The organism is Algibacter amylolyticus (assembly GCF_014202225.1).
Classification (GTDB): Bacteria; Bacteroidota; Bacteroidia; order Flavobacteriales; family Flavobacteriaceae; genus Algibacter_B; species Algibacter_B amylolyticus.
The window spans coordinates 557,749-582,353 of record NZ_JACHGE010000002.1 but is presented as its reverse complement, the minus strand read 5'-3'; the positions used below and the strand labels follow the sequence as shown (position 1 = coordinate 582,353).

Here is a 24,605-nt window from a genome sequence, read left to right as displayed (position 1 = left end):
ATATGAAGAACTTCTTACTAATAATATGCTTGATTTTTTCTACACAGATTGTAGCCAAAGACTATAATGTTTTAAACTACGGAGCCAAAGGAGATGGTGTTTCTCTAGATACTAAAGCTGTGCAAAACGCCATCGATTTATGTTCCAAAGAAGGTGGCGGAAAAGTTATAATTCCGTCTGGTAAAACAGTGGTTATTGGCACTATTTATTTAAAAGATTATGTAACACTTCATATTGAAAACGGTGCAACCTTATTAGGGAGTTCAAATTACGAAGACTATACCACAGACACCCACAAAAACACCTATAAAAACGAACCCCATATGGATCGCTGTCTCATATTTGCTCGAGACGCTAAATCGTTTGCTATAGAAGGCTATGGTACTATTGATGCTAATGGGCATTCAAAATATTTTACTAAGAAAAAAGGCGGTCGCCCGATGATGATGCGCTTTCTTAATTGTAACAACATCAAACTAAAAGATGTCACATTAATAAATCCAGCCGCTTGGACTTCCGCTTGGTTGTACTGCAATGACATTGTGGTTAATGGGATTAAAATTATAAGCCGCGTTAACAATAATGGTGACGGATTGGATTTTGATGGGTGTACCAATGTGCGTGTTTCTAATTCGTCTTTCGATACAAGCGACGATTCTATTTGCCTACAAACATCAAGACCAGACAAGCCATGTAAAAACATTGTAATAACCAATTGTGTTTTTACAAGTAAATGGGCAGGAATGCGTATTGGTCTAGCTTCAAGAGGCGATTTCGAATCGGTAACGGTGAGTAATTGTACATTTCACGATATACAAGATTCGGGTTTAAAAATTCAAATGAATGAAGGTGGTGAGATGAAAAATATGGTTTTCAATAATTTAATTATGAAAAACGTACCACGCCCTATATTTATGACCTTTTGCCAACAACGTGCAGGCGTTGATGCGCCACAAGAAATGCAACCTATGAAAGCGATGCACGGTTTTATTTTCAGTAATATTATTGCAGATAATAGTGCTATAGATAAAAATTCCGCCATTTTTATTACAGGTATGCCCGAGCATTATATCACAGATATTCAATTAAATAATATTCAATTTAAAGTCTCTGGTGGTGGCACAAAAGAGGATGCTAATAAAATAAATCTAAAAGAATATACACTAGAAACGTTAGGTAATTGGTGGCCCGAATTCAGTAAAGTAGGTACACTTCCTGCTTCTGGAATTTATGCGAGACATGTGGATGGATTAAGCATCAATAATTTTCATTTGCAAACTATAAATGAAGATCATAGAAAACCTGTTGTTTTTTATGATATTGTGAATTCTAGTACAAAAGCTATCTTTTTAAATAGAAAAGAAGTCCATTTAAAATTTTAAAATTAAATGAAATATCGGTTATTAATTATTGTAATGTTCGTGTGTTTTAACTCCGTTTTAAAAGCACAACAACCAAATATTGTTTGGATTACTTCTGAAGACAATTCTAAGCACTATATGAAACTGTTTGATGAGCACGGTATTGAAACACCAAATATTGAAAGATTAGCAAAAAATGGCATTGTTTTTAATAATGCTTTTTCTAATGCTGCCGTTTGTAGTGCGGCGCGCTCAACATTAATAACTTCTAGCTACGGTCCCCGATTAGCAACACATTATCATAGAGCAGAAGGAAAAGTGACCTTACCAAATAATCAAACTATGTTTCCTGCTTATTTAAGAAAAGCTGGTTACTATACAGCCAATAATGCAAAAGAGGATTACAACATCAATAAACCGGATGATGTTTGGGACGATTCTTCAAAAAAAGCAACTTGGAAAAACAGAAAAGAAGGACAACCCTTTTTCTATGTTTTCAATATTGGTACAACTCATGAAGGTACTTTACATTTCTCTGAAGAAACCATGAATACCACCAAAACCAATACCAACCCTAATTCTGTTTTTGTACAACCAAATCATCCACAAACCGATTTATTTAAATACACCAATGCCTATTATCGAGACAAGATACAAGCCATGGACGCCGAAGTTGGTGCCGTAATTAATAAATTGAAAGAAGATGGACTTTTAGAAAACACCATTATTTTTTACTATGGAGATCATGGTGGTGTGCTACCATTCAGTAAAGGTTATTTAACCGAAACAGGTTTACAAGTGCCATTAGTTGTCCATGTTCCCGAAAAGTATAAAAACCTAAGTGTTTTTAATGCAGGAAGTCAAACAGATGCTTTTGTGAGCTTTGTAGATTTTGGAGCTACCGTTCTAAATATCGCAGGTATAGAGATTCCTAAAACCATGGATGGTAAACCTTTTTTGGGAGATAACATCAAAGAGAAAACCATTACGAAAAGAAATGAAACTTTTGGCTACGCCGATAGATTTGATGAAAAGTACGACATGGTTAGAAGTTACAGAAAAGGCAACCTCAAATACATTCGTAATTTTCAACCTTTTAATATTGATGGCTTAATGAATGCCTACCGTTACAAGCAAATGGCATATGCAGAATGGTTTAATCTTTTTAAGGCAGGCCAACTAAATAAAACACAATCTAAGTTTTTTGAAACTAAAGCAGTTGAAGAGCTGTATGATATTGAAAAAGACCCTTTTGAAACTAACAATTTAACTGATAAAGACGGGTATCAAGCTGAATTAAAAACCATGCGTAAAACTTTAATTTCATGGATGGAATGTCAGCCAGATTTATCATTCTATCCTGAGTTTTATTTGCTTGAAAATGCCATTCGAAATCCAGTAAAGTTTGGTAATACTCACAAAAAAGAAATTAAAAGCTATTTAAACATATCAAATTTAGCCTTGTTAGATTATGATAAAGCTTCATCTAAAATTTCAAAACATTTAACATCCAATGATCCTTGGAAACGCTATTGGGCATTAATTGTTTGTACAACCTTTGCTGAAAAAGCTAAAGCATTTATACCTCAGATTGAAAACATAATGAAATCGGACACTCAATTAATAAATAGAATGCGAGCAGCCGAATACTTTGGTGTTACCGGTTTGAAAGACACAACCAAAGATATGATTGAAACGGTTTATCAGTCTAAAAACGATACTGAAACCTTATTGATTTTAAATGCCATCGCATTGCAAAAAGATTTTTATCAACAATACAACTTCAGCATAAACACCAGTAAAATAGATAAGAAACTACTCGATAACAAACTGATTTCAGAACGAGTGGCCTATATAAATTCAAAATAATAACATATAAACCAACTTTTAAACTAAAAACATGAAAGCTATACTTAAAAGATCGAAGCAATTTTCAATTTTACTTTTGCTATTAACAGCAAATACAATTTTTGCACAAAAAGGGCCTTATTTCCAGAATGGTGAAGATCCAAAACCAGAAAACGCAAAGTGGAAGTTAATCAAAAACATGTCTGATGAATTTGATGGCAAAAAAATAGACGAGAATAAATGGCAAATTTCTGGTCAAGGTTGGATAGGTAGAGCTCCTGGCCTATTTCAGGCAGAAAACATAAAATTAGATGATGGTAGTTTAAAAATAACAACCAAATTATTACCAAAACCTATTACCAAAAACAATAAAGTATTTACTCACGGTGGCGGATATGTTGGTTCTAAAAACGGCATGACTTACGGCTTTTACGAATGTGAAATGAAAGCCAATAAAACCTTTATGTCTTCTACATTTTGGTTGATTAATGAAGGTAAAGGATTTGAGGGTTGCGATAAACGAACCACGGAATTAGATATTCAAGAAAGCGTTGGGCAAATAACAAATCCGGCAGAATGGATGAAAAATTTTGACCAAAGCATGAATTCAAATACACACAGTAGAAACATTCCTGAGGGCTGTGATTACGAAAAAGGGTCTAATAAATCGGGCGGTTTAATAGGCGGAAAAGTTTATGATGATTTTCATGTTTATGGTGTATGGTGGAAATCTAAAGATGAAGTATTATTTTATTTAGATGGTAAATTACAAGGAAAAGTAGCACCTCCTGCAGATTATGATATTGAGATGTATTTAAGAATGGTAGTTGAAACTTATAATTGGAACCCAGTTCCTGAAGATGGCGGCATGACGGGTTCTGAAGAAGATAGAACAACCACATACAACTGGGTTAGATCTTGGACTTTAGACGAAAAATAAATATAACTAAAACAACAACATAGCATGTTAAAAAGCTTAATATTCTTAGGTTTTGTTACTGCCTTACTGGCTTGTTCTTCAAATTCTAAAACATACAATATAGAAGATTATGGAGCTAAGGGCGATAGCTTAACCATTAATACAAAACCCATACAAAAGGCCATTGATAACTGCTCTAAAAACGGCGGTGGTATTGTACTTATTAAAGAAGGTATTTTTATTAGCGGAACCATAATTTTAAAAGATAATGTAACCCTTACGGTTGAAAAAAACGCCAAATTAGTAGGTAGTTCTAATCCACAAGATTATCAAAGTATAGACACCTTTGTAGATGCTGTTGGTCAACAACGCGGCACTTGCTTAATTGGTGCGCTAAAAGCAACAAATATTGGTGTTTCAGGTGAAGGTACAATAGACGGAAACGGAGCGGCTTTTCTAGCTAAAAATCTTTCAAAAACTAAAAAGGCCTTAGGTATTACAGACGATAATTTTGGAAAAAACCGCCCCTTTTTATTACGTTTTGTTAAGTCTAATAAAATTACTTTAAAAGATATTCATATTCGTGGAGCTGCAGCTTGGGCTTGTCATTTTTTTCAATCTTATGACATTTTAGTAGATAATATCTCTATTTACAATCATGCTAATAAAAACAATGATGGTATAGATTTAGATTCTAGTCACGATGTGGTTATCAAAAACTGTAATATCAATTCTGGAGATGATGCTATCTGTATAAAATCTACTAGTCCACTAGCTACCCACGATGTTCAGGTATCAAATTGTACTTTAAAAAGCGATTGGGGAGCCATAAAATTTGGAACAGAATCCATGGGCGATTTTTATAACATCGATATTCGAGATTGTAAAATTTACGACAATAAAGGTGGTGGCATTAAAATACTAAGTGTCGACGGTGCCAATATTCACGACATTACCATAGAAAATATTGAAATGGACAATGTAGATATGCCCATTTTTGTGCGTTTAGGTGAACGATTAAAAACCTATAGAACTGCAAAAAAACAAGCTGTTGGCACTATAAATAATGTACTTATAAAAAATATAACAGCAACTACCAGGAGTTTAGAAGAATCTCGAATATCACCGCCTTCTGGAATTTTAATAACAGGAACTCCAAACCATAAAATTGGAAACCTAAAATTAGAAAACATCAATATTACATTACCTGGTGGTGGAAAAAAAGATGATGGACTTAATGTTCCTGAAGACGAAACCAGATATCCAGAATTCAGTTTTTTCAAAGTATTACCAGCTTACGGATTGTATGCGAGACACATTGAAGATTTAAAAATTTCAAATGTAAATTTTAAAGTTAATTCACCAGATCAAAGAAGCAAATCGTTAATAATAGAATAGTATAAATTATGAAAACATATAAAACCCTTTTACTCGTAGCATTAACATCAAGCCTATTTTTCAATTCCTGCCAAGTCACCTCGCAAAGTTTTCCTTTTAAATTACCAAAAGAAAAACCCAACCAACCACTAAGCAGAGCTATGGAGCGTAATTACGACAATTACATGGCACCAAGACCAGAAGATAACGAGCTTTACACGCAATTTAAATATACAGAAATAAAAGGTTTAGATTACAGTAATCATGATGGAACTATAAGCCGAAGAGATCCCTCTAAAGTGATTTTTGAAAACGGAAAATATTATGTTTGGTATACACACAGGCAAACGGAAACCCCTCCAAAAGGCGCTAAATTGAGTACAGAAACCATACCATCTGCAGATTGGGATTTATCCGAAATATGGTACGCTACCAGTACCGATGGTTTTACTTGGGAAGAACAAGGTGTCGCTATACCTCGCCCACCAAAACCAAATTTAGGGCATCGTTCGGTATCTACAGCAGATATTTTAAAATGGGAAGGAAAATATTATATGTACTACCAAGGATTTAGTGAAGCCAGTGGTTTACGTGGTGACGATTGTCCGGTTTTAATGTCTTATTCCGATTCTCCTGATGGTCCTTGGACTGCAACTAATGAAATTGTAATTCCAAATGGACCTAAAGACACTTGGGATCAATACTCAATTCACGATCCATACCCTTTAGTTTATAAAGGTAAAATATACTTGTATTACAAATCTGATATGAACGGAAAACCAAACCTAGTGAGAATGCAAGGTTTAGCAACAGCCGAAAGTCCGTTTGGTCCGTTTACAAAAAACCCTTTAAATCCCGTTTTAACCTCAGGACATGAAACTACACTTTTCCCTTTTAAAAAAGGTATTGCAGCTTTAACTATTAGAGATGGAAACGAGCATAACACCATTCAGTTTTCTAAAGACGGTGTTGATTTTGAAATTGCTTCTTTAGTAGAATTAATGCCTGCTGCGGCTGGCCCATATATTCCAGACGCTTTTACAGATACTAAAGATGGTCGTGGTATTACTTGGGGTATTTCTCATTTTACAAGTTATAATGGTTGGGCTACAAATCATGCTATTTTAGCGCGTTTTGATTGTGATTTAAGTTTAGATGTTAATGATCCTGCTATGAAAAAACATCATGTTTATCATAGTCCAGAAGTTTTTTTTAAGCAAGGTTTAAATCCTAAACAAAAAGCGAGAATACACGAAGAAAACCAAAAATTACAAAACAACTAGAATTCATGGCTAAGCTCTATTCTTATTTCAAACAGTCTTCTGTTGCATTATTTATGCTATGTTCTATCTTTTCATTTGGACAAAAAAGTAGTAAAAAACCAAATGTACTAGTCATTTTCACAGACGACCATCGCTACTCTGGTGTTCATGCCTTAGGCGGTATGGATGTTAAAACGCCCAACATAGACCTTTTGGCTGCAGATGGAGTAACGTTTGATAACACCTATTTAATGGGCGCTTTTACAGGAGCAACCTGCGTAGCAAGTAGAGCGATGTTACTCACTGGATCCAATTTATTTGAATTAGGTGGTGCTGGGCATAAAATTCTGGAAAAAAGTAAAACCATTGGAGAAACCTTTCAAAAGGAAGGTTACAACACTCATATTATTGGCAAATGGCATCAAGATGGCGAATCGCTAAAACGTAGTTTTACATCGGGAGATAAAATAATGGGAAGAGGTCTTTATCTTGTAGATCATTTTAGAATGCCGTTTTACGATTGGGATAAAGCAGGCGCATTTAAAAAAGAAGATGCCTACCTTTTGGGTTATGACTATCGTGGAAACATTATTCGTAAACCCGTTCCAAAGGATGCCAAAAGAGGACCAACCGGAACAGAAGAAAACGGCCCGCATACCTCTGAGGTTATAGCAAATGAAGCTTCCAACTATTTTAATACTTATAAAAGTAAAAAACCTTTTATGATGTATTTAGCTTTTCATGCGCCTCACGATCCGCGCCAAGCGCCACAGAAATATAAAGACATGTATCCTGCCGAAGATATAACATTACCGCCATCTTATATGCCACAACATCCTTTTGATAATGGACATATGTTTTTGCGTGATGAAGAATTAGCGCCATGGCCAAGAACTACTGAGGTTGCAAAACAACAATTAGCAGATTATTATGCCATAATAACCCATTTAGATGTGCAAATTGGTAAAGTAATAACTGCTCTAAAAGAAAGTGGGCAATACGAAAACACACTAATTGTATTTTCTGGAGATAGTGGTTTAGCTGTTGGAAATCATGGCTTAATGGGAAAACAAAACATCTATGATGAAGATGGTATTCATGTTCCTTTAATTTTTTCAGGAAACTTAATAAAAAACAAAGGAACGCGCTTTAACGCTTTATCTTACATACATGATATTTACCCCACAATTTGCGATTTTGTGCAGGTTCCAATCCCTGCTTCTATTTCTGGAAAAAGTCTAACACCAGTAATAAAAAATGAGGTAAACCAAGTTAGAAACTCAACTTATCATGCTTACAGGCAGTTCCAAAGAGCTTTCAGAAAAGGAGATTATAAATTAATTGAATATGTAAGAGCTAACGATTTTTCAAATAAAAACGGAGCATCTATTGCGGGTTCTAGAGTTACGCAATTATTCAATATTAAAAAAGATCCGTGGGAAACACAAGACTTGTCTTTCTTCCCTGAAAACAAAGAAATTATTGCAGAAATGCGCTTAGAAATGAAAGCAAAAGCCATTGAAATTGGGGATAAAAAAGAGAACATCCCAGGTGAAAAATACGATTTCTGGGATTTTTATTAAGAATCACCAGAAACTATATGTGGTAAACTAATAGACATTTGTTATGCCGCAAAGCGAACCTCATTTATATTTTTACAGAACAACTTATTTCTGATAAAAATATAAACTATGGTATACATTACACACGCTCAAAATGATAACATTTTTAATACAATTTTAAAGAATCTTTTTCCGCTTTTAATAATAACACTCTTTTTTCTAACTCCAACTATTGGTCAATCTCAAGAAGGCAAAGTTGAAATTGATGGAATTATTTTAGATGAAACAAACTTCCCTGTGCCCTATGCCGCTGTTGGAATAGTTGAAAAATATTTAGGAACTTCCAGTACAGAAGATGGTGAGTTTTCAATGTTGGTAACAAAAGGCGAACTACAAGATAGTCTTTCCATTTCCTGTTTAGGGTACGATACTATTAAAATTAAGGTTGAAGATTATCTAAACCAAGAAGAAAAGAAAATTGTTTTAGTTGAAAGTGTTTTCGAAATGGATGAGATTAAACTTCTAAATCCGTTAGAATATGTTTTAAACGCACAAAAAAGTTTAAAAGAAAATACGATAAGTACACCTCATAAAATAGAGATGCTTTACAGAAGAGCAGCAACCGAAGGCGGCAGATCTAAATTTCTTGTGGAAAACTATATAAAAATTAGAGATCGCGGACCAGCATATCCTTTAGGAGTCGTTGAAGTGGCTGAAGCTAGAAAATCTGCAGATTATAGAATTTGGAAACGTGTGCAATGGACACACTCTATTAATCATATGGCAAATGGAAATCCTTTAAGACCATCGGAAAAACAACCAAACTTAAAGAAATTTACTTGGAAGAAAATAGGCGATTCATCTTATGAAGGTGAAGATGTACTTATACTCGAAGGTACAGGTAAAAAGCAATGGAATAAAATAAAGCTATATATCGGCATAGACACTTACAGTGTTTATAGAATAGAAAAACAAAAGGCGCTTTATATTTATCAGAAGCACCAAAACGGAAAGTTATATTTAAGTTATTATGCCAACGAATGGGGCTTTCAAAGAGATATGATTCCTGAGCAATATTGGAACACAGAAGCAGAAAAAATGAGTTACCGTCTTGAAGCTTTTGTTTATAATATTGAAATTGACAAAAAGAAAATTAGAATAAAAAGTTTTGGCGATGACACCGATATGGGATCTCTAGACCTACCCTATCATCCTCAATTTTGGAGAAACCTAAGTATGCCGCCAGACACTAAATTCTATAAAAAAATTAAAAGTGAGCTAGAAAGTAATTATGGTGTTTCTTTAGAAAAGCAGTTTGAATTAGTTAATAAATAGCAACTTGATTTCTTAGTTAAAAAAGAATAAAACACAACTGTTTTAATTGACTGTTATGTTCTAGTCTTTTTAACCATTTGTTTTACAAAAAAAGAGATAGAGCATACTGCTCAGTCCTAGTCTTATTTAATTTTGAGTTAAATCTAAATTAATCACTATGCATAAAATTACTCAAGCTTATTTCTATCTCTTTTTTTTATTATCGAGCACTATAAGTTTCGCTAATGATATTTATGTTGCTACAAATGGCAACGACACATCAGGAAACGGAACTATAAGCAATCCCTACAAAACCTTCAATAAGGCGATATCTGTTATGTCTGCAGGTGATGTTTGTATTATTAGAGGTGGTGTTTATGAAGACGCACTTACAATCAACAAAAACGGAACTTCTAGCAATTATTTAACCTTTAAAGCTGCCGATGGTGAAGATGTTGAAATTAGAGCCACCAATAAAGTAAATGGTTGGCAAGCACATAGCGGAAACATTTACAAAGCCACAGTAAATATGGCCATTGAAAGCCGCTTTAGAGCCGTATATCACAACAATGAATATATGGATTTGGCAAGATGGCCAAATAATACAGATAATAACCGTTGGACTATAGATTGCACACCTGTAACAGGCGGAGACGGATCTCATTTTACAGCAAGTAATTTACCTAATATTGATTGGACTGGTGGCATGGTATATTACCTAGGCGCGCATTCTGGAGCAAGTTGGACACGGACAATAACTGCTAGCACAACCAGTAGAATAGACTATACTGAGGTTGATATTACAAAATGGCCTTTTACACCACATAATCCAACCGTTTGGAGAAATAACCCAGGAAATAATAGAGGACAATTATACTTATTTAATAAATTGGAAGCTCTAGATTATGCTAACGAATGGTTTTATGACCAGACAACTAATACACTTTATCTTCAAACTGCAGATGGAACTATGCCTGCCAATGGTAGCGTTGAATATGCTGCATCTAAATTTGCCGCAGAATTAAAAGGCGATTACATTAAGCTAGAAGGTTTAAACTTTTTTGGAGGGAGTGTAAAAATTCATAATAATGCAGACAATAACCAAATTCTAAATTGTTCTATAATTCACGGTAGTGAAGGTCATGATAGTTTAACAAATACATCTGCTCAAGTTGGTGAAGCAGCACTTGAAGTTCTTGGAGATAATACCTTAATAAAAGGCTGTACTGTAAACCATAGTTCTGTAAGTGGTATTGTTATAGCGGGTTGGGCTGCCTCAAATTGTACTATTGAAGGCAATTACATTAGCAATATAGACTACATTGGCATTCACGCTTCTCCATTAAGAGCGAGTGGTAACGATATGAAAATATTAAAAAACACCATAACCAATGCAGGTAGAGACGGAATGTATGTATCTGGTTCTAATTGCGAAATTGGCTATAACGACGTTTCTGCTTCACAAAAAATAAATAGTGATTCTGGTGTATTTTATACCGTTGGAAATGCGTCTTTAAAGAATAATGAAATCCATCATAATTGGTTTCATGATGCTACTGCGCCATCTTATTCACATAATCCAAACGATCCAGGTAAAGCGGCAGGAATCTATTTAGATAATAATAGTAAAGGTTACTCGGTTCATCACAATGTTATTTGGAATGTATCTTGGAGTGGATATCAAGTAAATTGGAATAATACAAATTTAGACTTTTATCATAATACTATTTGGAATGCAGAACGCGCCATGGACTCCTGGGTAAATGGTTACACTCAAGAAAATAATAAGATTTATAATAATTTTGCAAACACTGGTAATTGGTTTACTGAAACTGCTACAGATTTCGATATTCAGGATAATATAATAACAAATACTTCGCCTTTTGAAGATGCAAACAACCAAAACTTTATGCCTGCTGCTGGAAGCTCAGTATTAGACGCAGGAAGGTTTATATCTAGTTTTACAACAACTTATAAAGGAACTGCTCCAGATATTGGCGCTTATGAAAGATTAGGTACACAATGGACTGCTGGCGTAAATGCCATAGAAGACACTGGCGAAGCTTTAAGCACAACCGATAACGAATTATTGAAACTAGAATTATTTCCTAATCCGGTTCGTGATAACTTAAACATCATATTACCAAATAACTTTACAACTGGTTCCATAGACGTTTATTCGCTGCTTGGAGCTCTTGTTAAAAGTACTGAGGTAAAAGGAAACTTAAATAATTCAACATTTGTAATGCCTATAGAAAATTTAGTTACCGGAACATATATTATTAGAGTAAAATCTAGAGATGGTGCTTCATTTAATTCTAAGTTTATAAAGAAATAAATGATAAAGTTTACAATTAGGGTTGCTAAATGGTAACCCTAGTTTTAAATGATATTTCAACAATAAGAAAACGATAAACATCTTATATATCACCTCCTACCGGAAGTCCACTTGGAACTTGTTCTGGTATGTCTTTATCAAAATCTTCGGAATTTAAACTATTCAAAAATGAAATAATTAAGCTCATGTCCATAACCTTTATATTGACTTGCTTAGCTAAAGAATCGATATGTTTTGTTGGAACATGATTGTTTTTAGAAGGTCCGTTAGAAATATCCTCATAAAACTCTAAAACGGCCTGTAAATCTTTTAATTTACCATTGTGCATGTAAGGCGCTGTATATCTCAAATTTCTTAAACTTGGTGTTCTAAAAGCGTAGGTACTATCTACTCCACCATCGGAGAACAGTAATTTCTCATTATCTACAACACCTAAAATATGAGTTTTATAATCAGAAAACATAGGCCCGTTATGGCATAAATTGCATTTGGTTGCTTTAAATAATTCGAAACCATCTTTTTCAGCCATAGACAAAGCGTTTTCATCACCTTGAACATACTTATCAAACCTTGAATTTGGTGTAATTAACGTTCTTTCAAACGCCGCAATAGCTTTCCCTAAATTAACTTTATCAATAGCATTATTACTCTTAAATGCCTTTTCGAATAAAGTAACATATTCTGGAATTTCTTTTAATCGCGCTACAACAACATTCAATATATCATGCTCAGAAATCTTATCACCCCGCATTTCTTCTAATGTTTCTATAGGTAATAATGCTTGCGCCTCCAATCCTTCCGCTCTATTATCCCAAAACATCGGTGCGTCATTTGAACTATATATACCTTGAAGATCTATTCCATTAAATGCCGTATTTAAAATAGTATGCGCATTTCTTTTTACAAAAGGAATGTGGTTAGGCTCGTTAAATTTCCTTGTAAAACCTAAACCTTTACCATTTGCACCGATAGAAAGATCTAAAGGTTCTGCAAAGCCAAATTCAGGATGATGGCACGTAGCACACGACACATCTTTATTTCCAGATAAAATAGGATCGTAAAAAAGCAATTTACCTAATTTAACTTTATCGGGATTAGAAATATTATCTCGAGGTTCTAAAACATTTTCAGGCAAGGGGATATAACCATCATTATCAGGTTCTATGAGCTCCTTTATGTTTTTTTTAGTTGAATTGTTACAACCACTAAAAACAATCAAAAAGATAAGATAAATGTTAATATGGCGTTTCATTAATACTTAAATTAAATTGTTACTTTAAAAGTAGTTCAACACTGAATCCATAAAAATACAAGCAGAAAAATTACTAGTATAAATTGAATTGAATTTTAAAATCAACTACCAATACTGTACTTTCCCTGTTAACATAGCATCTATAGCCAATTGTACTGCCTTTGCAGTATTAGCTCCCGTTTCTACATTAGAAATAGGCTGTTTATTATTAAAAATAGATTCTTTAAAATCTATTAATGCTTGCTCACTTGGATTTGAATGCACCACATTAATTGGTGTTCCCTTTTCATCATTATAATCTTTTGGAACAGTGGCACCTGATACACCATCAACATCGGCATAATTTACTTTTTCTGGTTTCTTATAATAATTTATCCAAGCTTTATTTGTAGTAAGTGTAATAACACCTTTATCTCCGATTACTTTTATCTGATAGCCTCCAGGAATATTACTTGTAAGACACTTAAATTGGGCTTTTACCCCACTAGGATATTCAAAAATAAGATGCGTATTATCAAATGTTTCTCTTCCATCATTCCAAAAATTAACGCCACCTGTTCCCATTATTTTCTTTGGGTTTTCATCTAATACCCAATTCACAAAATCTATTTGATGCGAACTTAATTCAGCCGTTAAACCACCTGAAAATTCTCTGTACATTCTCCAATTTACGTTTTTTTCATATTTTGTTTCTGGTATTGGTTTTCTCCAGTCACCTTTTCTATACCATCGGCATTCAAAAGATTTTATATTGCCGATTACATCTTCTTTCAACATACCAACAACGTGAGTATATAATCTTGAACTATGATATTGATGTCCGGCTTGAAAAATTAAATTGGTTGTTGATACTTTAGACACAAGGTTTTCCGATTCTACCAACCCTTTTGCCATAGTTTTTTCACAATAAACATGTTTATCAGCATTCAACGCATCCATAGCCATTTTGTAGTGCTCACTAAATGGTGTGGCAATTAAAACGGCATCAACATTTTTATCATTTATTAAATCATTGTATTTTGTATAAGCTTTTGCTGTATTTTTAGTGGCTTTAAGTCCTTCTTTTAACCTAAAAGGAAGAATATCGCAAACAGCAACTACCTCAAGGTTTTCTATTTTATTGATTAATGATGTTTGACCAATACCTCTCCCTCCCGTTCCAATAACTCCAATATTAATAGTTTCTTTAGAAAAACCATTAAACTGAAAAGCTTTAAGAGTCGATGTCCCTGCTAAAAGACCCAAGGAAACTAAACCTCCTTGATGTATAAACTTTCTTCTATTCATTTACCTATAATTTTGGTTCCCATCCTTTTTCATAATCCCTTTTCCAATTTTTCATGGCTCTTTTATTACCTTCTATTTTGCCTGTTTTGGGATCGATGTTAATAGTTTCACCTACATCTTGCGCAATGTTACCCAAATGGCACATCATGGTGCTTATACTTGCATCTTCGATAGGAGCATTTAGTTTCTCCCCTAAACGAATGGCATTAAAAAAGTTAGCAATATGTGTGACATCCAAACCACCACCACCAACGGTATTAGTAGTTTCACTTTTAACTTTTTCATCAACAGTTTTTATTAATTCCCCGTCTAAACCAAACAATTTATAATTATTTCTACTTAATGTTATAACACCTTTGCTACCGTAAATTGATGCTCCACGACCTGGTTGACTAGGTTGAATTTTACCTCTGCTATGTCCTGTCCATGTAATTAATTTATCATCATATTGGTAAGTTACTTCTTGATTGTCTGGAAATTGCCAATCATCATCAAATGTATATTTCCCTCCAAAGGAAGTTACTTTATTTGGAAGATCGACACCTAATGCCCAACGACATATATCAATCTCATGTGTTCCATTATTATGGATTTCACCAGTTCCCCAAGATTTAAACCAATGCCAATTATAAGGATGTACATTATCTCTAAAAGCTTCCCTTGGTGCTGGTCCTTGCCATAAATCCCAATTGAGAGTTTTAGGAACATCAACTAATTTACCAGTCCCTATAGAACCTCTATTCGCAGAATAATAGGCTTCGCCTTTGTATACGTTACCAATAACACCTTCTTTTATCTCTTTAACAGCTAATGCACTAGATTGAGCAGAACGCTGTTGGTTACCCATTTGAACTATTTTTTTATATTTCCTTTGGGCAGCAACTAATAATTCATTTTCATGAGGATTATGGCTACATGGTTTTTCAACATAAACATGTTTACCTGCTTGTAATGCCATAATTGCCATTGGAGCATGCCAATGCTCTGGTGTGGCAATAAATACAGCATCTACATCTTTATCATCTAAAATTTTCCTAAAGTCTTTTTCTACTTTAGGCACGTAACCAATATTCTTTTGTAAAAAAATGTTGTGTTCATCAATTACGTCATCATCAACGTCGCATGTATATATAATTTTAGCATACTCATATTTATGTATAGCTTGAGTTAAAGATTTGGCTCTACTTCTTACACCAATAACAGCAACATTTATAGTTTCGTTTGCATTAAATATATTTTTACCAAAACTTAACTGAGGAACAATAAGAGTCCCCATTGTTCCCATAGCCGTTTGCTTTATAAATTTTCGTCTAGACGATTCCATATTATTGATTTAATTTAATTGAACTCTCTTATTTTAATACTTCTGAAGTTTACTGTATTTCCGTGGTCTTGCAACAAAATATGTCCCGCTGACCATTGTCCAAAATTTTCCCAGTTTTTGTACTTGCTGTATGCCACAAGTGCTTTAAACATTTGGGAGAATCTATCGTATTCTATAACTTTTTCATTATTTAACCAATGTTCTACCTTACCATCTTTAACTACAATTCTAGCTTTGTTCCAATTGCCAACACCTTTAAAAACTTTTTTTCTACCTGCAATTGTTAATCCTTCAGCAGTTATCAAATCATACAGAGAACCAACGGTTCTATTACCATTAACGCCCGCCTTAGCATCAGGATGATTTTTATCATCTAGAATTTGAAACTCGCAACCAATGGCAGATCCTTTACCTTTATTAAGTTCTGGATTTACAAAATACTTAATTCCGCTATTTGCACCTTCAGTAATTCTAAACTCCAATTCTAATTCAAAACTACTAAATAGATCTTCTGTAATAATATCTCCGGGACCTGTTGACTCCGCTCCATCTGTAGCAAGAACACTTAAAACACCCTCTTTAATTTCCCAACCGGTTTTAGGGAAATCGATGCGCTTAGCACCTCGCCAACCTTTATTTGTTTTACCATCCCAAAGTAATCGCCACCCTAACCGTGATTCGTTTTCTGTAATTGTATTTACCAAATAACTTTGCTCGACAACCTGAGGGTCTTGGCTCCAACTCTCCTTTTTTAAATTGTTGGTTTTAATTTTAATATTTCGCCATTTTATTTGTTTTCCGTCTTTGCTTTTATTGCCGCCAATACTGTGTACTTGCAATGCTATAAAGCCAGAGGCAGCATCATCATCAACCAGATTTGCACATTGCACTCCATTAATCCATGTTTTTATTGTATTACCAATAGCCTCAATTCTGCAAGTATTCCAGATTCCATTTTTATAAGCTTTTCTACCTTTTTCATTTAAAGATAACGGATATAGCCAACCACGTTTTCCTTCTTCAAAAACCCCTCCACTAAATGCTCTTTCACTGGGGTCTAATTCAAATTGATAGCCATGCACTCTTCCGTTATTATATTCAGCTAAACTTTTAGATCTAAATTGTACACCAGAATTTACTACTGGGTCAACAATTACTTCAAATTCTAAAATAAAATCTGAATATTCTTCAACACTACATAAAAAGCTATTTGGAGTTTTTAAAGTAGAGATTCCAACAATCTCGTTATTTATTACTTTGTATTCTGCTTTTCCGTTAAGTTGTTTCCAACCATCTAGATTTTTACCGTTGAATAACATTTTCCAGCCCTCATTGTTTGACTGAGAATAGCTATTATTTGCATTAATCCCTATGACAATTAACACTAAAAAAAACATCCATTTGTAATTAAAAAATTCTCTCATTTCAAATAAGTTTTATTCCTATTTATTCAAATTATTACGCTCTTGTAATTACCCCGCTATCCCTAGTCTCATTGTATAATTGAAACAACTCATTTACTTTATTCTTAAATTTCGGGTTTTTAATGAGGTTGTCCTTTTCATTTTCTGTAGGGTTTTTACTTAAATTAAACAACGCGAATGGCATTCTATTACGATCGGTTTTGTCCTTTTTATCAAGCTGAATAATTAATTTCCAACCATCTTTTATAATAATGGTTTGTTTACCGGTACCCGATTGCGTTATAAGAAACGGATGAACTTGTTTGTTTTCACCTTTTAAAAGCGGTAACAAACTTGAAGAATCCATAGCGTTATTTCCTTCTATTTTTTGATTTGTGATATCGGCTAAAGTTGCCATAATATCTATTCCTAAAATTGGAGCATTCGAAACTGTATTTGCTTTAATTTGACTTGGCCACCAAGCGATAAATGGAACTCTATGTCCACCCTCGTACATTTGATTTTTACCTCCTCTATAAATATCGTTCGATTGATGTCCCGATTTGATGGTTTTTGGTTTTAATAAACCACCATTGTCTGATGTAAAGATGATTAACGTATTATCATAAACACCTTTCTTTTTCAAGGCATCAACAAGCATTTCCATTTGTACATCTAATTCTTTCACCATATCTAAATGACTAGAAGGTGTTGTGCCTGCTATTTTGGTACCATTCATTTTTTCAGAAGGTGTGTGCGGTAAATGCACAGCCTGTGAGCAATAATACATAAAGAAAGGATCTTCGTCTGAAGCATTTTCAATAAAACCTACCGCCTTATCTATTAATAATTTCCCTGAATTATAAGGGTTCCAATAGCTATCGCCTAAGCCTTCTTTTTTATCAAGTTTAACATTAAGCTTACTCATTTTTTCTTGGGTGATTAACACGATTTCTGAGTCTTTATTTAAAGGCATCATCACGCCATTTTCGTACACAGCATAAGGCTCTGCTTGTATTCCTGCAGGATACATAAAACTATAATCAAATCCATTTTGAACAGGACCTTTATCTATCACTTTAGAAATATCGACATCCAATTCATGCTCAATACGAGGCGAATCATACACGACATTCGGGTTATCTTTTCTTGCAAAATCCATCCCGAATCCCCATTTCCCAAAGAAAGAAGTTTGGTATCCAGCATTTTTCATGAGTTTGCCTAAAGTAAGTTGATTTGGTTCTATTGGCGAAGGCCTATAAGCACCCCAAACACCCCAAGGGGCATAACTTCTGTAACAATGATTTCCAGACATTATTGCATAGCGCGTTGGTGCACACAATGCTGCTGGTGTATGCGCATCTGTAAAAGCCATACCTTCTTTTGCAAGTTTATCTATATTTGGTGTTTCAAGAATAATATTTTTAGAATGTTTTCCTCGATAATATGAAATATCTCCAAGTCCAATATCATCGGCTAAAACAACAATAACATTAGGTTTTTCTTGAGCAAAGACAAACGTTGTAAAAACGATATAGCAATAAACAAATAGTGTGTTCTTTTTCATAATTAAATTGAATTTCTCTTTTACCAAATCAAGTTTTATTTATCTAATACTGGGTTTCTTTTTTCATCAATACGTTTTACGGCATTAACCTCGTAAATGCGTTTTAATTGCCATAAAGGACGTTCTAATTCAGCTTCCCAATTAAACAATGTTTTATACATTTCACGCACCTTTTTTGGGTGTTTTAAAGCTAAATCATTATTTTCAGTAATATCTTCGGCTATGTTATATAGCTCTGCCGGACGATCTGGGTAACGCAATAGTTTCCAATCACCTTCGCGTACTACGCCCCTATTTTCAATTTTCCAAAATAACCTTTCGTGCGGTGCGTTATTATTTTTCTTGGTGATAAAAGGCATTAAATCTACACCATCTAATCCTTTTAATTCGGATGCATTACCACCTGCAATATTTACAAATGTTGGCACCATATCTAACATGCTAATCGCCTTTTTGTATTCTGTTTTTGGTTTGATTACTCCTGGTAATTTCATAATAAAAGGCACGCGTATTCCGCCTTCTAAGAAATTAGATTTACAACCACTAAGTGGATGATTAGATGTTTCGGTTCCGTCTGGACCTCCATTATCATTAGAAAAAACAATAAGTGTATTTTCTTCCAAACCAAGTGCTTTCAATTTTTTAAGAATGGTACCACAAGCACGATCTAGAGCCAAGGTCATTGCTGCAAGCTTTTTACGCTTTCCTGTTAAACCTTTTATTTTCGCCAAATCTTCATCGGTGGCTTCCAACGGAGAATGAACTGCATTAAAAGAAACATACATAAAAAATGGATCTTCCTTATGGCGTTCCATAAAATCGCAAGCCTCATCGGCAATGGCATCTGTTAAATATTTTTTTGGTTCTTCAAACAAACCAAATCCCTTTTCCATTCTATCTTCAGGGCGATCTAAAGCTGCTTTTAAGCTTAACGGCCAGAAACTTCTAGCACCACCTCTAAAACCATAAAACTCATCAAAACCTCTATTTAATGGGTGATATCTATCAGCATTACCTAAATGCCATTTCCCTAAAACAATCGACTTGTATCCTAATGGATTCAAATAATCTGCAACCGTATTAATCCCTAAAGGCAAGCCCATTTCGTCACCTAATAATTTAGAAGAATCACTCATGTATCCAGGTACATTATTTTCTTCAATACCATAACGCTGTTGATACATTCCGGTTAACAATCCGGCTCTAGATGGTCCGCAAACCGAATCTGTAGTGTAGGCTTCATTAAAAACCATACCTTCAGAGGCTAAGTTATCTAAGTTTGGAGTTGGAAACGTTTTACTTCCTTGGAAACCAAAATCGTGATACCCAGCATCATCTGCGAAAAGAAAAATAATATTTTTCTTCTGTGCAGATACATTTAATATTGAACAGCTTATTAAAAAAGCACCTAATACTAATTTTAAAATCTTGAATTGTTTCATTTTATTTAGTTTTATTCATTGTAAAAAATACGTCTCTACCATTTTCTAGAATCACATCTTTTCCTTTAAGTTCAATAACACCTTCTAACCGAATATCTGTGGAAGATGCTCCGACTTTAAGTTGATATTTACCCGATTCTACAATCCATTTATTGTTTTTATATTGCACAAATTGTTCGGGAGAAACATTAAAGGTTAATGTTTTCTCTTCTCCTGCTTTTAGCTTTACTCTTTCAAATCCTTTTAACTGAATAGGTTTTTGAGTTGATGCTTTATCAATTGAAGACATATATAGTTGAACAATTTCAGTACCGTCCATATCACCTATATTTTTCACCTTTAATGACACCGAAAAACGTTCGTCATTAATATCTATTTTCGATTTAATTTTCAAATTAGAGTATTGATAATCGGTATAAGACAAACCAAAACCAAAAGGGTATTGAACCAAATCACCATTACCATATCCATTTTTATAATTAATTTCTGCACGCGATTCTGTTTTAGGATAGGTTACGCATAATTTGGCAGATGGATTTACATTACCAACCAATATATCTGCTATAGCATTTCCGCCTTCTTCACCAGGAAACCAAGCTTGAACAATAGCGGCACATTTATCTTCAAACTTACTTACTAATTGTTGACGACCTCCAAACAGAACCAATATAACCGGCTTACCTGTTGCTATTAATTTTTCGACAAATGCTTCTTGCTCCCCAGGTAATCGAATGCCTTTTCGTTCTCTACCTTCGCCACACAAATACAAGTTTTCACCTACAGCAGCAATAATAACATCGCTTTCTTCAGAGATTTTTATTGCCTTCTGTAAATCTGGTTGTAGCAACCCTTTTACCGTTAGCATTTTTAATTTACTCAACCTATCATCTCCTAAACCACTCGTATCTATTTTAGATTCTAAAGGCGCACTCCAATCACATCCTCTTTCTACATTGATTTCTACATTTTCTCCTAACTTATTTTCAAGACCTTGCAGCAATGTAATTAACTTTGGGTTTGTGGGATCAAAATCTGTACTATGCCAAAAAGAAATCATAGACTGATACGTATAATCACCTAACAAGCAATGATATGTTGATGCATTGGGCCCTACCAAGGCTATCTTTTTGATATCACTATTTAAAGGTAGAACACCATTATTTTTTAATAAAACAATAGATTGTGATGCTGTTTTATATGCCAATTCTCGATTAGAAGGTGGATCAAAATCTAACGGACCATCCTTACCTATTTTAAGGTTTTTATCTAGTAAGCCCAACTTTGCTTTCATTACTAATGATCGCTTAACCGCCTTATTTATAGTTTCTTCTGTAACTAACCCATCTTTTATAGCATCTGGTAATAAGGGAAAAGCAATTGGTGAAGATAGCTCTATATCTACACCAGCGTTTATGGCCATAGCTCCTGCCATAGCAGAATTTTTAGCTTGTTTATGCCCTTTGTATATTAAATTAACCGCACCATAATCGCTTACAACAAGTCCATCAAACCCAATTTCTTTACGCAGCATTTGGTCTAACATTGTTGGATTTGCTGAAACAGCTAATGCTTTATATTTTCCATAAGAAGGCATAACACTTTTAGCTCCTGCAACTTTAAAAGCCGCTTCGTGAGGCATTAAATATTCCTCATATAATTCTTTAGCATTATCATTAGCCGTTCCGTAACCAGCAAAATGTTTAGCCGTAGCTGCTACACCTGTTTTTAAATCATTGCCCTGCAATCCTTTTATAAATGCAACACCCATTCTAGAAGTTAAATAGGCATCTTCTCCGTAACTTTCTTCAAGTCTATTCCAATGTGCAGTACGACTTAAATCTAACATAGGTGATAACGCAAATGTTGCTCCCGCAGCACGCATGCTTTGCGCAGTAGAATTCGCATTGTTTTTTACAATTTCAGGATTCCAAGAACATCCAACTCCTATTTGCTGTGGAAACGTTGTTGCTCCTTGAGTTGCAAAACCTGTTATAGCTTCTTCATGAAAAATGGCTGGAATTTTAGTATTGGTTTCCGTCATTAAATAATGCTGTACTTCTCTAACTAAATCTCTTAATTGTTCTGGCTCCAATGTTAAACCTGAAGAAAATTGACAAAAATGACCAATACCATAAGGAATATGTTCTCTACATTTTTCAATGGAAACTTTTCCATCTACCATAATATCTCTTAGGCGCGTACCCGTTATTTGCGCTAATTTTTCGTCCATAGACATGGTTGCCATTAATGCATCGACTTTAATACTCAATTCTTCTGTTAGAAACGGTTTGTTTTCTTGAGATTGAATTACGGATAGATTAAAAAATACGAGTATTAAACAAATAGATTTTATAATATTTTGGTTTTGTTTCATAAACACACTGAAGTCTATTTTGTTAATTTAATTTTAAATAATTATACTCTCAAATGTAGTAACTGAACTATTTTAAGTGGAGTACGTATGTTCCAAAAAGTATAACGGATGAATTATTGTACGTTAATCCATATTTTATCAAGCCGCCTGAATGTGTAAAAACGATGTTTAAAGCTTCGTTGTAACGGAAACAATATCATACAAAAACAATCTTGTACGTATTGATAAATTGCATTTGCATTGATTACAACAACAAAAAAGCGCATTTAAATTAATAAATACACTTTTTAAAACTAACTACTAGTGAAAACAAATATTCTTAAAACGAAAGTGCAATTACATATGCAAAATCAGTTGGCTTTTCTTTTGGCATGTTTACCAATAAACCTTTATCGTTTTGTGTCCATTCAATTTTTTCGGAGCTTCCTAAAACCTCTATATTAGAAATATTTAAATCTTTGGCATATTCTGCATGTTTAGCTAAAGTTGTAATATTAACTCTACCATCTTCTGGCCAATCTAGCACAATAGCATATAACTTATTTCCTTTAGTTGTAAATCTTATATCTTTAGAAGATAAGCCTTCATTATTACCTTCAGAATGGTGTCCTTTTTTAACTTCCGTAGGGCCTTCTCCAAATGTTTTCCAATATTTAGTATCATAAATAGCTTCTCCATTTGTTTTTAACCAACCACCAATTTGAAGTAAAATTTCTTTTTGATCCTCTGGAATAGTACCATCAGCTTTAGGACCAACATTCAATAATAAATTTCCGTTTTTACTTACTATATCTACTAAATCGTCAACTATTTCATTTGCCGTTTTAGATTTCCAATTGGTAACATGACTCCAAGAATTCTTTCCTATAGACGTATCTGTTTGCCAAGGTAACTTTCTAATACCTGGTAATTTACCTCGTTCTAAATCGTAAATAACTGTGCCTTCTGGAAATGCCTCGTGTGAGAAGTTTTTATCTTGTAAAACCACTTCTTTACCCCACTCAATCCCTTTATTATAATAGTAAGCTGCTAATTTTGGCCTTTGGTCTGCATAATCTGGAATATCTAAGTAAAAATCAAACCATAAAATATCTGGTTGATAGTTATCGATAAGATCTTTTGTTCTGTCCCACCAACGTGCTTTAAACTCTTCTGAAACCGGTTCTTTTAGATCTTTTCCTTTTGAAGAATATAAATCTGCATATTCAGGATCTGTAGTATCAAAATGATCTTTTTTATTGTAGAAAGACCAGTTAAACGCAAAGTGAGAAGATGCTCCCATAATCATGTCTTTACTTCTTCCTGCTTTAAAAAGCTCACCTAAAACATCACGTTTAGGTCCCATATCGTAAGCATTCCATCTTGTAGTGTTCGATTTGTACATGGCAAAACCATCGTGATGATCTGCAACTGGTATTACATATTTTGCACCAGCTTCTTTAAATAAATCGATCCATTGGTTGGCATCAAATTTTTCTCCTTTAAACATAGGAATGAAATCCTTATAACCGAAATCTTTTTGATCTCCCCATTCTTTTTTGTGATGTAAATACTCTTTAGAAGGTCCTTTTCGGCCTGTATTTAACTGCGCATTAAAGTTAGCCGTATCCATATACATTTGTCTTGGATACCATTCTGAACCGTATGCAGGCACGCTATACGCTCCCCAGTGAATAAAAATTCCGAATTTTTTTTGATTAAACCATTCTGGGTCTTTATAATTGGCTTTTATCGATTCCCAATTTGCCTCAAAAACTGGTTTTTGGGTTTGTACAACTTCTTTGCTGTTTTTTTTGTCGTTGTTACATGATAAAATAACTATCGAACATAACAAATAGGTGAACAACTTATATATTCTAAAATTCATATTTACTAAATTGTTAATTGGTTTTCGGTTTTTTTAAAATTATTTAACGAAGTTCTGATTATCAAGTTAAAAGCAACAAAACGTATGTCTTTTATACTAGAGCAAATG

The 24,605-nt window shown here is 33.9% G+C and carries 16 protein-coding genes; 8 read left to right on the top strand and 8 right to left on the bottom strand.

Annotated elements, in window-relative coordinates:
• Positions 1–2 precede the first annotated feature (2 nt).
• The 8 genes from HNQ90_RS07375 (at position 3) to HNQ90_RS07340 (ending at position 11,981) form a co-directional block, all read left to right on the top strand.
• Positions 3–1,382 (top strand): glycoside hydrolase family 28 protein, encoded by a 1,380-nt coding sequence (locus HNQ90_RS07375; protein ID WP_144117236.1) that lies wholly within the window; start codon positions 3–5, stop codon positions 1,380–1,382.
• Between the two features lie 6 nt (positions 1,383–1,388).
• Positions 1,389–3,230, top strand: coding sequence for a sulfatase family protein (locus HNQ90_RS07370; RefSeq protein ID WP_144117234.1), 1,842 nt, complete (start codon positions 1,389–1,391; stop codon positions 3,228–3,230).
• 31 nt (positions 3,231–3,261) lie between these two features.
• On the top strand, positions 3,262–4,149 hold the full coding sequence (locus HNQ90_RS07365; protein WP_074935642.1) for a family 16 glycosylhydrolase: 888 nt from the start codon (positions 3,262–3,264) through the stop codon (positions 4,147–4,149).
• 24 nt (positions 4,150–4,173) lie between these two features.
• Positions 4,174–5,526, top strand: a complete 1,353-nt coding sequence (locus HNQ90_RS07360; RefSeq protein ID WP_144117232.1) for a glycoside hydrolase family 28 protein — start codon at positions 4,174–4,176, stop codon at positions 5,524–5,526.
• A gap of 8 nt (positions 5,527–5,534) precedes the next feature.
• Positions 5,535–6,788 (top strand): glycoside hydrolase family 117 protein, encoded by a 1,254-nt coding sequence (locus HNQ90_RS07355; protein ID WP_144117230.1) that lies wholly within the window; start codon positions 5,535–5,537, stop codon positions 6,786–6,788.
• A gap of 5 nt (positions 6,789–6,793) precedes the next feature.
• On the top strand, positions 6,794–8,350 hold the full coding sequence (locus tag HNQ90_RS07350) for a sulfatase family protein (RefSeq protein ID WP_144117228.1): 1,557 nt from the start codon (positions 6,794–6,796) through the stop codon (positions 8,348–8,350).
• Between the two features lie 108 nt (positions 8,351–8,458).
• A complete protein-coding gene (locus tag HNQ90_RS07345; RefSeq protein ID WP_144117226.1) occupies positions 8,459–9,664 on the top strand; it encodes a carboxypeptidase-like regulatory domain-containing protein in 1,206 nt (401 codons plus the stop codon).
• Positions 9,665–9,821: 157 nt separating this feature from the next.
• Positions 9,822–11,981, top strand: a complete 2,160-nt coding sequence (locus HNQ90_RS07340) for a T9SS type A sorting domain-containing protein (protein ID WP_144117224.1) — start codon at positions 9,822–9,824, stop codon at positions 11,979–11,981.
• 82 nt (positions 11,982–12,063) lie between these two features.
• Here HNQ90_RS07340 and HNQ90_RS07335 read toward each other — a convergent pair whose 3' ends face one another.
• The 8 genes from HNQ90_RS07335 to HNQ90_RS07300 all read right to left on the bottom strand — a co-directional run bounded on the left by HNQ90_RS07335 (position 12,064) and on the right by HNQ90_RS07300 (position 24,497).
• Positions 12,064–13,233, bottom strand: a complete 1,170-nt coding sequence (locus HNQ90_RS07335) for a cytochrome-c peroxidase (RefSeq protein WP_144117222.1) — start codon at positions 13,231–13,233, stop codon at positions 12,064–12,066.
• 105 nt (positions 13,234–13,338) lie between these two features.
• Positions 13,339–14,520 (bottom strand): Gfo/Idh/MocA family protein, encoded by a 1,182-nt coding sequence (locus HNQ90_RS07330; RefSeq protein ID WP_144117221.1) that lies wholly within the window; start codon positions 14,518–14,520, stop codon positions 13,339–13,341.
• A 4-nt stretch (positions 14,521–14,524) separates the two neighbouring features.
• A complete protein-coding gene (locus tag HNQ90_RS07325) occupies positions 14,525–15,844 on the bottom strand; it encodes a Gfo/Idh/MocA family protein (protein ID WP_144117219.1) in 1,320 nt (439 codons plus the stop codon).
• Positions 15,845–15,858: 14 nt separating this feature from the next.
• A complete protein-coding gene (locus tag HNQ90_RS07320; protein ID WP_206669651.1) occupies positions 15,859–17,268 on the bottom strand; it encodes a 3-keto-disaccharide hydrolase in 1,410 nt (469 codons plus the stop codon).
• 34 nt (positions 17,269–17,302) lie between these two features.
• Entirely contained in the window at positions 17,303–18,814 is a 1,512-nt protein-coding gene (locus tag HNQ90_RS07315) for a sulfatase family protein (RefSeq protein ID WP_144117217.1), read from the bottom strand.
• 35 nt (positions 18,815–18,849) lie between these two features.
• Entirely contained in the window at positions 18,850–20,256 is a 1,407-nt protein-coding gene (locus HNQ90_RS07310) for a sulfatase-like hydrolase/transferase (RefSeq protein ID WP_144117215.1), read from the bottom strand.
• 1 nt (position 20,257) lies between these two features.
• Positions 20,258–22,630: a glycoside hydrolase family 3 N-terminal domain-containing protein gene (locus HNQ90_RS07305; protein ID WP_144117213.1), complete on the bottom strand. Its 2,373-nt coding sequence runs from the start codon at positions 22,628–22,630 to the stop codon at positions 20,258–20,260.
• A gap of 319 nt (positions 22,631–22,949) precedes the next feature.
• Complete coding sequence (locus HNQ90_RS07300; protein WP_144117211.1) at positions 22,950–24,497, bottom strand: alpha-L-fucosidase; 1,548 nt, start codon at positions 24,495–24,497, stop codon at positions 22,950–22,952.
• Between the last annotated feature and the right edge of the window lie 108 nt (positions 24,498–24,605).